11 protein-coding genes are annotated in these 12,082 nt (G+C 62.6%); 3 read left to right on the top strand and 8 right to left on the bottom strand.

Annotated elements, in window-relative coordinates; translation table 11 throughout:
* Positions 1-5: 5 nt before the first annotated feature.
* Together ACN2XU_RS01575 and ACN2XU_RS01570 are read right to left on the bottom strand one after the other, a co-directional pair.
* Positions 6-797 (bottom strand): ChaN family lipoprotein, encoded by a 792-nt coding sequence (locus tag ACN2XU_RS01575; RefSeq protein WP_419408625.1) that lies wholly within the window; start codon positions 795-797, stop codon positions 6-8.
* A 7-nt stretch (positions 798-804) separates the two neighbouring features.
* Complete coding sequence (locus ACN2XU_RS01570) at positions 805-1,683, bottom strand: RNA polymerase factor sigma-32 (RefSeq protein ID WP_419408624.1); 879 nt, start codon at positions 1,681-1,683, stop codon at positions 805-807.
* A 367-nt stretch (positions 1,684-2,050) separates the two neighbouring features.
* Between ACN2XU_RS01570 and ACN2XU_RS01565 the strand changes: the two genes are divergently transcribed.
* Positions 2,051-3,565 (top strand): YifB family Mg chelatase-like AAA ATPase, encoded by a 1,515-nt coding sequence (locus ACN2XU_RS01565; protein ID WP_419408623.1) that lies wholly within the window; start codon positions 2,051-2,053, stop codon positions 3,563-3,565.
* Here the strand turns inward: ACN2XU_RS01565 and ACN2XU_RS01560 are convergent.
* From ACN2XU_RS01560 to rsmI, 4 genes are all read right to left on the bottom strand, one after another.
* On the bottom strand, positions 3,535-4,431 hold the full coding sequence (locus tag ACN2XU_RS01560) for an alpha/beta hydrolase (RefSeq protein WP_419408622.1): 897 nt from the start codon (positions 4,429-4,431) through the stop codon (positions 3,535-3,537). The two genes, ACN2XU_RS01565 and ACN2XU_RS01560, sit on opposite strands and share 31 nt — an antisense overlap.
* Entirely contained in the window at positions 4,428-5,363 is a 936-nt protein-coding gene (gshB, locus tag ACN2XU_RS01555) for a glutathione synthase (RefSeq protein ID WP_419408621.1), read from the bottom strand. The genes ACN2XU_RS01560 and gshB overlap by 4 nt, the downstream gene beginning before the upstream one ends.
* Positions 5,364-5,421: 58 nt before the next feature.
* The gene (locus ACN2XU_RS01550; RefSeq protein WP_419408620.1) at positions 5,422-5,730 is read right to left on the bottom strand and encodes a YraN family protein; all 309 of its coding nucleotides are present in this window, start codon (positions 5,728-5,730) and stop codon (positions 5,422-5,424) included.
* Positions 5,731-5,859: 129 nt separating this feature from the next.
* Entirely contained in the window at positions 5,860-6,678 is an 819-nt protein-coding gene (gene rsmI, locus ACN2XU_RS01545) for a 16S rRNA (cytidine(1402)-2'-O)-methyltransferase (protein WP_419408823.1), read from the bottom strand.
* Positions 6,679-6,811: 133 nt separating this feature from the next.
* Between rsmI and ACN2XU_RS01540 the strand changes: the two genes are divergently transcribed.
* Positions 6,812-8,002, top strand: a complete 1,191-nt coding sequence (locus ACN2XU_RS01540) for a penicillin-binding protein activator (RefSeq protein ID WP_419408619.1) — start codon at positions 6,812-6,814, stop codon at positions 8,000-8,002.
* 28 nt (positions 8,003-8,030) lie between these two features.
* Positions 8,031-10,775 (top strand): [protein-PII] uridylyltransferase, encoded by a 2,745-nt coding sequence (locus ACN2XU_RS01535; protein WP_419408618.1) that lies wholly within the window; start codon positions 8,031-8,033, stop codon positions 10,773-10,775.
* A 40-nt stretch (positions 10,776-10,815) separates the two neighbouring features.
* On the opposite strand, the gene ACN2XU_RS01530 is transcribed toward ACN2XU_RS01535, so the two are convergent.
* The gene (locus ACN2XU_RS01530; RefSeq protein WP_419408617.1) at positions 10,816-11,238 is read right to left on the bottom strand and encodes a hypothetical protein; all 423 of its coding nucleotides are present in this window, start codon (positions 11,236-11,238) and stop codon (positions 10,816-10,818) included.
* Positions 11,235-11,993 carry a hypothetical protein gene (locus tag ACN2XU_RS01525; RefSeq protein WP_419408616.1) on the bottom strand — a complete coding sequence of 253 codons (759 nt, stop codon included), beginning with the start codon at positions 11,991-11,993 and terminating at the stop codon, positions 11,235-11,237. Before ACN2XU_RS01525 ends, ACN2XU_RS01530 begins: the two co-directional genes overlap by 4 nt.
* Positions 11,994-12,082: the final 89 nt, after the last annotated feature.

Below are 12,082 nucleotides of genomic sequence, written 5' to 3'. Positions count from 1 at the left end.
GAAACTCAATTGCCGCGCTGCTGCCGGAAGGCCACGCACGGATCCTCGCGCTCAGCGGCGGGAGAAAAAGCGATCCGGTCGAACTGTCCGTTCGGAACAACGCCGTCCTCCCCCTGACCCAGCGCAGCAATGGTAAGCTCCGGCGCCGCCAGAGCGAGCGCGGCGGGCGCGCCCCAATCTTTGCGGGCATGGCCATTGCCGGTTATCACGACCACCGGGCCACCGGTCTCCCGCCAGGCCGCCAAGGCGGCGCGGGCGAGTGAGGCATCCCGAAGCCGTTGAATTTGAACCATAACAGGAAGCATTTCTTTCGGCAGCGCATCACAGTGAGCGGAGAGTTGCAGCGCCTCGCGAGCGTCCTGCTGATCGGGCGGAAGCGCCAGGGTCAACCCGAAGTCCTGCGCGTCCGCGCCGAACACGCTGGCCACATCCGCATCCATTAGCCCCCGCGCCTGCTCCCTTGGCACCGCTGCTCCGTAAATACGGGCCTCTGGCGCGGCGGCGAAGATCGGGAAGTACCAGTCAAACTCCGGCCAGCCGCTCTCTTCCCACTGCAACACCGTGCCGAGCTTGACGGCATCGCTGCGATCAGAGGATCGGGCGCGGGCCGCCTGAGCCTCGGTCAGCATTTCAAAAACCAGGGCGCGCGGTGCAATCTGCGCCACCCATTCCGCCTGTCTGGCATGATGGTCCGGATTGTCGTGCTGTTCGCCGAGAAAGACCACATCCCCGGACAAATCAGCCCCGGCGGAAACCGCCGAGGCCATAACGAGTATTGCAAGGAAGATCGCTTTCATCCGCGCATCATGCGAGGAAATGCTGCACTTCGCCAGACTGCGTTTCGAGCGACTTGCGCATCTTGATGAATGCCGCGGCTTCCAGCTGGCGCACACGCTCCTTAGACAGGCCCAACTCGTTGCCGAGGCTCTCCAAGGTGCGAGAGCTGTCGCGCAGCTTGCGCTCTCGCACGATAAAGCGCTCACGCTCATTCAAGCCGTTCATCGCGACGAGCAGCCATTCGCGCAATTGCTCGCGGTCGTGGGTGTTCTCAACCAACTCGTCCGCCTGCGCGCTGTCATCTTCGAGCGTGTCGATCCATTCGCGGCCTTCATCTTCGACAGATTGCGTTGCATTGAGCGAAAAATCAGAGCCGGACAAACGCCCTTCCATCATCTCAACGTCGTGCAGTGGCACACCGATCTCCTTGGAAATCATTTCGCGCATCTGATGGCGATCGAGCGTTTCGCCCGAGGCACTGGCCTCGCGTTCGATCTGGGCCTGTACGCGGCGCATGTTGAAGAACAGGGATTTCTGTGAGGAGGTAGACCCGGTCCGTACCATGGACCAGTTGCGCATCACGTAGTCCTGAATGCTCGCCTTGATCCACCAGACTGCGTAGGTCGAAAACCGCACGCCGCGATCCGGATCGAATTTATCCGCCGCTTTCATGAGGCCAAGGCCCGCCTCCTGGATCAGGTCATTCATCGGGGCACCGTAACGGCGGAACTTCGATGCCATGGAGATCGCAAGCCGCATGTAGGCGGTGATCAGCCTGTGAAGCGCCTGTTCGTCCCGTTCGTCGCGCCACGCATAGGCGAGTGCGCGCTCGGTCTCGGCGTCCAGCAGCTCAGCCTTCATCGCCTTGCGGGACAGCGTCTGGTCGTTCATTCCATCTAGTGCCATCGTCGTTCCCCGTCTTTCGTTTCGCCCATCTGCAGGTCAATTTTGCTCTTGAATACGGACGCCAGAGGCAACCGGATCACTTGTGATCGAAATTTTGCAGGTGCCGCTTCGGCGTCGCAATCCAGACGCCACAAAACGGCTTATCAACAAAGTGGATCCCCGTGATCAGCGTTCAGTCTTCTGAGGGGCAACGTGCGCAGCGTGCAAAAGGTTCCGGAAAAACTTGCCTTTGGCTCTGGCAGACCAACGCGGGCGAGCACAGCGCACCGCGAAGCACACCCCAGCGCTTCTCGCGGCGCGTTAAGAGATTCATAACCACCTTTCCGTCAAATTCGCTGAATTAAGTGCCGATCCGGAGAGGCGTTCGTTGGTTTCACATGCTTACACGGTTGCCTTCGAGGGGGTCGAGGCCCGCCCCGTCGAAGTTCAATGTGCCGTGACACCCGGCCTGCCCGCTTTTGCGATTGTCGGCCTGCCGGACAAAGCCGTATCCGAGGCCCGCGACCGGGTGCGTACTGCGCTGTCGTCCATGGCGATCGCGCTGCCGTCAAAGCGCATCACGGTCAACCTCTCACCCGCCGATATGCCCAAGGAAGGCTCACACTTTGATCTGCCGATTGCGCTTGGCCTGCTTGCCGCGCTGGACGTGATCCCCGCCGATGCGGTGGCCCAGACGGTGGCTTTGGGCGAGCTGTCGCTTGATGGCAGCCTCGTGCCGGTGATCGGCGCCCTGCCCGCAGCAATGTGCGCGGCGCAGGATGACCGGGCCTTGCTCTGCCCCAGCGCCTCGGGCGCCGAGGCGGCTTGGGTGGAGGCCTGCAACGTGCTCGCCGCCGGGACATTGCTGGAAGTGGTGCAGCACTTCACCGGCCAACGTGTCATTCCGCCCGCCACGCCGGGTGAGGTGACGGATGATCGCGGGGCGCGCGACCTGCGTGACGTGAAGGGGCAGGAGCGGGCCAAACGGGCCATGGAGATCGCCGCAGCCGGGCGTCATCACATGCTGATGGTCGGCACACCGGGCTCTGGAAAATCCATGTTGGCCAAACGCTTGCCCGGTATTCTGCCGCCCTTGACGCCTATCGAAGCTCTGGAAACCTCGATGATCCACTCGTTGGCGGGACTGCTGGACGAGGGCGGCATTTCCCGCGCGCGTCCTTTCCGCGAACCACACCACACCGCATCCATGCCCGCCATCGTGGGCGGTGGGCGCACCGTTCGCCCCGGGGAAATCAGCCTCGCGCACAACGGCGTGCTGTTTCTCGACGAATTTCCCGAATTCGCCCGCAGCACGCTTGAAACGCTGCGCCAGCCCGTCGAAACCGGAGAGGTCATGATTGCCCGCGCCAATGCGCACATCCGCTACCCCTGCCGCTTCATGCTCATGGCTGCGGCCAACCCTTGCCGATGCGGCTATCTCAGCGATCCGGCACGGGCCTGTTCGCGGGCACCGAATTGCGGAGAGGACTACCTCGGTCGCATTTCCGGCCCGCTGATGGACCGCTTCGACCTGCGGATCGAGGTGCCGCCGGTGTCCTATTCCGATCTCGACCTGCCTGCCTCAGGCGACAGCTCCGCCGACGTTGCGGCGCGGGTGGCCGCAGCGCGCCAAAGACAGACCGCCCGGTTCGGCGACGGCGGAAAAATCCGGACCAATGCCGATGCGGAGGGTCAGGTTCTGGAGGATATGACCGCGCTTGATACAGAGTGCACCGAGCTGATGCAGAAGGCCGCAAAGCGGTTCGGCCTCTCGGCCCGCGGCTATCACCGCACGTTGCGCGTGGCCCGGACCATCGCGGATCTGGACGGATCAGACGCCATTCGCCGCCCGCATCTCGCGGAGGCCCTGAGCTACCGCCTCACGATTTCGAAAGAGGCCTGAGCGAAGGACGCAACCCGGGACAGGCTTTGCCGCGCCTCGGGCAGCCATCCGTCGAACAGGTGCCAGACATGCGGCAACGCCGGTTCAATCTCCAGCGTGACAGCGCCGCCTTCGGTCTTCAGATGCGCCGCCATGCGCAGGCTGTCATCGCGCAGTATTTCGCTGTCTGAACACTGCAGCAAGACCGGGGGACAGTCCGGAAACGCAGCATGGAGCGGCGACCCACGGGGGTCACGCGGGTCCTGCCCTTGCAGATAATGATCCCGGAGTTCTTCGATCCGTTCGCCGGGCAATACGGCGTCTGCCTCGCTATTGTCCAAAAGGCTTGGCCCGGTCAGCGCAAGATCCGTCCACGGCGAAAACGCGAAGGCACCGGCGGGCGCCTGCCCGCTCTGGCACAGCTCGGCAAGCAGGGCGAGCGCCAGCCCGCCCCCGGCGGAGTCGCCCCCGATCACGATGTCTTGCCGCGCGTAGCCCAACGTCCGGAGATGATCCCAAGCCCGAAGGGCATCGTCGAACGCGCCGGGAAAGGGCGTCTCCGGCGCCAGGCGATAAGCGGGCGCGCAGACCTCCACCCGGCTCAGGAGCGCCAGCCGCGCCAACATCGCTTCATGCGTTTGGGGGCTGCCGACGATATAGCCACCGCCGTGAAAATAGAGGATGACTCGACCGGCCTGTGCCGGGCCGGAACCGATCCAGTGCAAACCGCCGGGACGCAACAGGTTGCGGGTGAACGGCGTGGGACGGAAGGCAAGTGCGGCGCGCCGGAATGCGCGACGCGCCTCGGGAATCGCGACAACGCGGCGCAGCCGAGGCTTGACGACCAGCCGCAACGACCGGTCGAGCAGCCGCCCCTGCCAGCTCACCCCAGCTTTGCCTCGATGGCCTGCCAGATCTTCTCGGCGACGTTGATCCCGTCGAAGCGTTCCAGCTCCTGAATGCCGGTCGGCGAGGTGACGTTGATTTCCGTCAGGTACTGGCCAATGACGTCGATCCCGACGAAGATCTGACCGTGGTCGCGCAGCGTTGGCCCGATGGCAGCGCAGATTTCGCGATCGCGGTCGGTGAGCGCGATCTTCTCCGGGCGCCCGCCGACGTGCATGTTCGAGCGCACCTCCCCCGCCGCCGGGACACGGTTGATCACGCCCACCGGCTCGCCATCGACAAGGATCACGCGTTTATCGCCCGCCGTCACATCCGGCAGATATTTCTGCACGATCAGCGGCTCGCGGCTGAACCCGGTGAAAAGCTCGTGCAGCGACGAGAGGTTCTTGTCATTGGCATCGAGGCGGAAAACGCCCGCGCCACCATTGCCGTAGAGCGGCTTGAGAATGACATCCCCATGCTTGGCCTTGAATTCGCGGATCGTCTTGAGATCGCGGGCGACGGTGGTCGGCGGCGTCAGATCGGGAAAATTCAGGACCAGCAGCTTTTCCGGGAAATTACGGACCCAGAACGGATCGTTCACCACCAGGGTCTGCCCCTTGAGCCTATCGAGCAGATGGGTCGAGGTGATGTAGTGCATGTCGAAGGGCGGGTCCTGCCGCAGCCAGACCACATCAACATCCGCAAGGTCGATCTTGACCTCCTCGCCAAGGATGGCAGGGGTGCCCGCCACGCGCTGGACGGTCATCCAGTGCCCGCGCGCGGTGATCCGTCCCTCCTCGTAGGCCAGATGATCCGGGCCATAGTAGAACAGCTCATGGCCCCGCGCCTGCGCCTCTTCGGCGATACGGAACGAGCTGTCGGCATTGATATCGACCCCGGTGATCGGGTCCATTTGAAAGGCGATCTTCATAGCTACTCCCCGGTTGCACTCAATAGATGGCGCAACGCGGTGGCAGGTTCAATGCCGCTTAAATGTCCCCTATGGCATTCTCGATGATCGAAATCTCGCCCCGGCGATTCACCAATGCCACATCAAAGCGCATCTCTGTGAGCGTGCCGCGTGGCTGTGTGCCGAGAAATTCCTCGGCAGAGCGGTGCAGCCGGGCGATCTGATGCGCCGAGAGGCTGCGGGCCGCCTTTTCCAAGGTCGCGCTGGATTTGACCTCGACAAACACCAGCCCCTCTCCGTTGCGGAAGATCAGGTCGATCTCGCCGCCCTTGCCACGCCACCGCCGGCACAGTTCCGGATATCCGCGCCGTTCATAATCGCGGGACACGCTATGCTCCGCCGCCTGTCCTGCGTGATGGTTGGTCTGACCGCGCGACCTCAGCGACGGAGGGTCCGCCGCAGTCCGCTGATCTGCACCCCGGGCAAAGGACAAAAGCACACCTTTCTGCGTTGCCGCCTACGCCTTGGCCATTTGCATGGCCAGTTGGTAAACAGGCCGCCGTTTGACACCAAGCCGGGCCGAGACGCTGTCGGCGGCGTCGCGGACGGACATTGTTTCCAAGGCCTCTTTTATCGCGTCTTCGATTACCGTTTCACTAACGACCGGGGCCTCCCCCTTGGAGATCAGTACGACGATCTCGCCCTTGGCCTGCGTCTCGCCATAGAAGGCCGCCAGTTCCGCGAGCGTGCCGCGCCGCACTTCCTCGAATTTCTTGGTCAATTCGCGACAGACCGCCGCATCCCGCGCGTCGCCCATGACCTGGGCCGCATCGGACAGCATGGCGCCGAGGCGCTTCGGCGATTCGTAGAAAACCAGCGTCGCGGGAAGCGGCCCAAGTTCGCCGAGCGCTTTCTTTCGTGCGCCGGATGCATTCGGCAGAAATCCGGCAAAGAGAAACCGATCCGTCGGCAGACCGGCCAGCGTCAGCGCTGTGACGACGGCAGAGGCACCAGGAGCGCTGGTGGTGGGATATCCGGCCTCCTGCGCGGCCCGCATCAGGTCAAAGCCGGGATCGGAAATCATCGGCGTGCCCGCCTCCGAGGCATAGGCCACCGATTGACCGGCCTCCAGCGCGGCCAGCAGGCGCGGTCTTGCCCGCGCGCCATTGTGGTCGTGGTAAGCGATCAGCGGACGTTCGCCCAGCGGCACACCGTGAATCTCAAGAAGTCGCCGAAGGCTGCGTGTATCCTCCGCAGCGAGAACATCCGCGTCGCGCAGAATGTCCAGCGTTCTCAGGGTGATGTCCCGCGCGTTTCCGATGGGCGTCGCCACCATGTAGAGCCCGGTCGACAATCGCCCGCTTTTCCCCGTAATCGTCACTGGACCCCTCACTTGGCTGGTTTATAGTCGCAGGCAACCTGCGCTTGCGCTCCACGCCCGCGCCAATAAACGAGGGAGTTCGCCATCCATGTTTGCTTTTTTGACCACCGTTCGCAAGGCGGTCCGCCCGGCCGCCTTCGCCTTTGCTGCCTTCGGGCTGGTCGCGTGTGACGCTTCCATGATGTCGTCGGTCGGCGGCGGCAATTCCGGCGGCCCGAAGATCGACCCAAATAAACCCATTCAGGTTGCGCTTCTGGTTCCCAAATCCGATCCCGGCGCCGGTCCCGTGGCTCAGGCGCTGGAAAATGCGACGCGGCTGGCCATTTCCGAGCTGAACGGCGTCACCATCGACCTCAAGGTCTATGACACCGCTGGCAACACCGGCACCGCAGCCGCTCAAGCCCAGCGCGCCGTGGACGAAGGCGCGCGCGTTATCCTGGGCCCGTTGTTCGGTGAAGCGGCCAACGCTGCGGGTCTCGCCGTGACCGACGAAGGCGTGAATGTGCTGAGCTTTTCGAACAATCCCTCGATCGCCGGCGGCAACGTCTTCGTCCTTGGGACGAGCTTCGCAAACACCGCGCAGCGGCTGATGCAATACGGCAAGCGGCAAGGCAAGAAAAGCGTCGTCATCGTCCATTCCAACGATGTGCCCGGCCAGTTCGGCAAGGCCGCTATCGAGCAGGCCGCCACATCCGCGGGGATCCGGGTGGTCAGCGCGGAAGGCTACACCCTCTCCGTCGAAGGCGTGTCGGCCACGGCGCAGGCTGCCGGCGGCGTGATCCAGCAGGCCGGTGTGGACTCCGTTTTCATCACCACCGAAGCCACCAACGCGGCCATGCCGATGCTGCTCAACATGCTCCCCGCGAACGGTGCCGACCCGGCCTCGACCCAGTACATCGGTTTGACGCGCTGGGACGTGCGGCCTGATCTCTACGATTTGCCGGGGGCGGAAGGCGCATGGTTCACCCTACCGAATCGCGCCCAGCAGGAAAGCTTCAACAACCGCTACGCCGCCGCCTATGGCGCCGCGCCGCATCCGCTGGCCGGTCTCGCCTATGACGGGATCGCTGCGATCGGCGCGTTGGCAAGCCAAGGGCGCGGCGACGCACTGACCGGAAATGCGCTGACGCGTTCAACTGGTTTTAACGGTGTAAGTGGTGTATTCCGCCTGATGCCGGACGGCACGAACCAGCGTGGGCTGGCCGTCGCGACGATACGCAATCAACAGGTGGTGATCCTTGACCCTGCCCCAAACAGCTTCGGCGGCCCAGGCTTCTAAGCCGTCCCCCGAGCTTCTGACTGACAGGATGCCGGACGATCTGATCGCTCCGGCATCCGACATATTCGACCTTCCGTCCCTGCGCGAACGCCTGTTTGCCGCGTTGCCGTCCGATGCGGACGAGCCTGCGGTGCGCAAGATCGTCGTGCAAACCCTGTCCGAGGCGCAAAAGGCCGGGCGTGCCGTTATTGCCGCCGCCTTCGAAGCCGAGCCCTTTGGTGCCCGGCGCACCACCCGCGCCTACACATGGCTGACCGATGGCATGGTCAAGCTGACCTTCGAAGTCGCGACACAGATTCTGCACCGCTTGCCCAACCCGACGGAGGGCGAGCGGCTGTCCGTCATGGCCGTCGGCGGGTATGGGCGGGGCGAAATGGCGCCGTTTTCGGACGTCGATCTGCTCTTCCTCACACCTTACAAGATCACGCCCTGGGCCGAGAGCGTCATCGAATCGATGCTCTACATCCTGTGGGACCTGCGGCTGAAAGTCGGGCATTCGTCGCGCACGGTGAAGGATTGCCTGCGCCTAGGGGCTGAGGATTACACGATCCGAACCGCGATGTTGGAACATCGCTACCTGACCGGCCATGCGCCGTTGGCGCAGGAGCTTGACCGCCGGCTTTGGAGTGATCTGTTCGAAGGCAGCGAACGCGATTTTGTCGAGGCCAAGCTGGAGGAGCGCGACGCGCGGCACCTCAAGCAAGGCCAGCGCTACATGGTCGAGCCCAACGTCAAGGAGGGCAAGGGCGGCCTGCGCGATCTGCAGTCGCTGTACTGGATCATCAAATACGTGCACCACACCGACGATCTGTCCGAATTGGTGCAAAAGGGCGTTTTCCTGCCGGATGAATACGAAAGTTTCTGCAAGGCGGAACGGTTCCTCTGGGCCGTTCGCTGTCATCTTCACCTCGCGGCCGGGCGGGCCAACGAACTGTTGACCTTCGACATGCAGGTCGATGTCGCGGCACGCATGGGCTACAATGACCGCGGCGGACGGCGGGCCGTCGAATGGTTCATGCAGGACTTCTTTCGTCAGGCCACGGAAGTCGGCGATCTGACCCGCATCCTGCTGACCTCGCTGGAGGCCACACACACAAAGGGTGCCCCGCTTTTCCAACGCATTTTCAAACGCGCACCAAAGGTCAAGGACGGCTATACGGTGGTGAACAATCGCCTTGCCATCACCAACGACACGGCCTTTCTCGAAAACAAGCTGAACATTCTGCGCGTCTTTGAAGAGGCGCTGCGCACCGGGCTGCTGATCCACCCGGATGCCATGCGATTGATCAAGGACAATCTCGACCTGATCGACAACGAAATGCAGGAGAGCCGGGAGGCGCAGAAGCTGTTTCTCGGGTTGTTGCTGAAACACGGCAACCCCGAACGCGCGCTGCGCCGGATGAACGAGCTTGGCGTTCTGGCCGCTTTCATTCCCGAATTCGCGCCGATCGTGGCGATGATGCAGTTCAACATGTACCACCACTACACGGTGGACGAACACACGATCCAATGCATCTGGCATCTGTCAGAGATCGAGCACCGCCATCTCGACGAAGAACTGCCTGTGGCGTCGAAGATCCTCGAAGCGGGCGTGAACCGCAGGGTTCTCTATGTGGCACTGTTGCTGCATGACATCGGCAAGGGCCGGGACGAGGATCATTCGATTCTCGGAGCCCAGATCGCCCGCAAGGTTGCCCCGCGCCTGGGCCTGTCCAAAAAGGAGGCCGAGACGGTCGAATGGCTGGTGCGGCATCACCTGCTCATGTCCGACATGGCGCAGAAACGCGACATCGCCGATCCGCGCACCGTGCGCGATTTTGCCAAGGCGGTGAAGACAAAAGAGCGGCTGGACCTGCTTTGCGTTCTGACCGTCTGCGACATTCGCGGCGTCGGACCGACGACATGGAACAACTGGAAAGCGGCGCTGCTGCGCGCGCTGTATCGGCAGACCCGGCGAGCGCTTGAAGGCGGGATGGAAGATCTCAACCGCGAAATGCGCGGCACAGAGGCCAAGAAGCTGCTGCGCGAGAAGCTGCCGGACTGGTCCGGTGCCGATCTGCGCAGTGAAACCTCCCGGCATTATCCGCCCTATTGGCAGGGCCTGCATTTCACCGCCCATGTGGTCTTTGCGAATCTGCTGCGCGGCATCGACGAGGATGACATCCGGATCGACATTCACCCCGACACCGACCGCGACGCCACCCGCGCTTGTTTCGCATTGCAGGATCATCCCGGGATATTCTCGCGGCTGGCCGGGGCGTTGGCACTGGTGGGGGCGAATGTCGTGGATGCGCGCACCTTCACCACCAAGGATGGCTATGCCACCGCTGCCTTCTGGATCCAGGATGCCGACGGCCACCCCTACGAAGACAACCGCATTCCGCGGCTGCGGGACATGATCCGCAAGACGTTGTTGGGCGAGGTCGTCGCGACCGAGGCGATGAAGCCCAAGGACAAGCTCAAGAAACGGGAAAAGGCCTTCCGTGTGCCGACCCATATCACCTTCGACAACGAAGGGTCGGAGATCTTCACGATCATCGAGGTCGACACGCGCGACCGCCCCGGCCTGCTATATGATCTGACGCGCACCTTGGCCTATCAGAACATCTACATCGCTTCAGCGGTCATCGCGACCTATGGCGAGCAGGTCGTCGACACCTTCTATGTCAAGGATATGTTCGGGTTGAAACTGCACTCCAAGGTCAAGCGCGACCAGATAGAGAAAAAGTTGCGCGAGGCTATAGATCAGGGATCGGAGCGGGCCCGGGGCTGAAGACGGTCAGACAGGAGCTTACAGGCCCTTAAAAGACGGCTCACCGCTGATAAGGGTGGCGCCCCATTTCTTCCAGAAGCGGGGTCCCGTCCTCTATGCTTTCCTGCGACGAGACCACGTAGCAGACACGCTCTCCATCAACAATATAGCAAACGACGCGGACATTGGTCGTGGCATTCGGCTGCACATCGCGCACTGAGGGGTGCATCCACATTCCCGGCGACAGTTTTGCACCGTTGAGATCAAGATCAGGGTAGGCCTTCATCAGCGGGGCATAGGGATCCTCGCGCAGTAGCCCGCCAAAGGGAAGCGTCACGGGCGGGCTGATCAGCTCGACCGCGTCCGGGTTCAAGTCCGGTAAGAGATAGGGCTGCAGCATGTCCTCCGGTGCCTGATGGCCGCCCGCCACGGTCACGGCCGGGCAGGCCAATATTGCACTGATCATTCCGATCATATGTTTCATTCCGCGTCTCCTTCTGGCGCTTTCGTCGCGCCCATGATGCTGCTGCGGACCGCATCCATATCGCCCTTCGTTCCCGCAGCCAGAACGCAATCGAAGGCGGCGCTGTTTTCTCCCTGCAAGCGGGTTGAAAAATAGACCGTACACAGCGCAGCCTGTGCCGTGGTCCCCACGGATATTCCTAGCCGGTGGGCAAGCGCCTGTTGCTCGGCCAGCAAGGCCTCATATTCGTAGTCGCCGCTCGCAAAGAAGAACGGCTGAACATCACGCCTGTCGAAATGCTCGTAAAGCGGCGCCGGTGCGCTCAGGGAAACCTGCCAGCCGTCAAGAACCTCGGATTTCTCCACCCGTTTCGAATAAAGCCCCTCGGTGTCGACCAAGGCGCTCTCTCCCGGGGCCAATTCGCGGTTGACCGGAACCACCGTCGCGACCCCGTAGGCATCGGAGCGCATCAGCACATGAGAGACAAAGACCACCATCGGCCCACTGTTGCGAAGCAGCGCGTCCCGTTCACTGCGAAGTGACAGAACGGTGACCGACGGCGCGCTGAAGCGTGCATGGTATTCAGCCAGGACCCGAGGCAGGACAAAGGTCGCTGCGGAAAACAACAGCCCCGCCACCGTGGCCAGTGTGAGTGTCTGTTTGGCTCGTTCATAGAACCGGCTTTGGTGCATCCCGCATTCGGTGCAGACCGCCGCCTTCGCTTTGATGTCCTTTCGGCACCAGATACATTTGGGGCGGCTTATCACGTCGCGCATGGAATTCTCTTGTTGCCAATGCGCCTGACGCTAGCACAGATCTCCTTTAAGGCGAATAATTCCTCATCTTCCCCGCCCCGGTACAATCC

The sequence above is a fragment of the Pacificoceanicola niger genome, from assembly GCF_048553275.1.
GTDB lineage: Bacteria > Pseudomonadota > Alphaproteobacteria > Rhodobacterales > Rhodobacteraceae > Pacificoceanicola.
This window is presented reverse-complemented; position numbering and strand designations above follow the sequence as displayed.

What these genes read in the sequence shown, in the direction of transcription:
- ACN2XU_RS01530 (WP_419408617.1), bottom strand. Translation starts at nt 11,238, where the DNA reads ATGAAACATATGATCGGAATGATCAGTGCAATATTGGCCTGCCCGGCC.
- ACN2XU_RS01525 (WP_419408616.1), bottom strand. Translation starts at nt 11,993, where the DNA reads ATGCGCGACGTGATAAGCCGCCCCAAATGTATCTGGTGCCGAAAGGAC.
- ACN2XU_RS01575 (WP_419408625.1), bottom strand. Translation starts at nt 797, where the DNA reads ATGAAAGCGATCTTCCTTGCAATACTCGTTATGGCCTCGGCGGTTTCC.
- ACN2XU_RS01570 (WP_419408624.1), bottom strand. Translation starts at nt 1,683, where the DNA reads ATGGCACTAGATGGAATGAACGACCAGACGCTGTCCCGCAAGGCGATG.
- ACN2XU_RS01540 (WP_419408619.1), top strand. Translation starts at nt 6,812, where the DNA reads ATGTTTGCTTTTTTGACCACCGTTCGCAAGGCGGTCCGCCCGGCCGCC.
- rsmI (WP_419408823.1), bottom strand. Translation starts at nt 6,678, where the DNA reads ATGGTGGCGACGCCCATCGGAAACGCGCGGGACATCACCCTGAGAACG.
- gshB (WP_419408621.1), bottom strand. Translation starts at nt 5,363, where the DNA reads ATGAAGATCGCCTTTCAAATGGACCCGATCACCGGGGTCGATATCAAT.
- ACN2XU_RS01535 (WP_419408618.1), top strand. Translation starts at nt 8,031, where the DNA reads ATGCCGGACGATCTGATCGCTCCGGCATCCGACATATTCGACCTTCCG.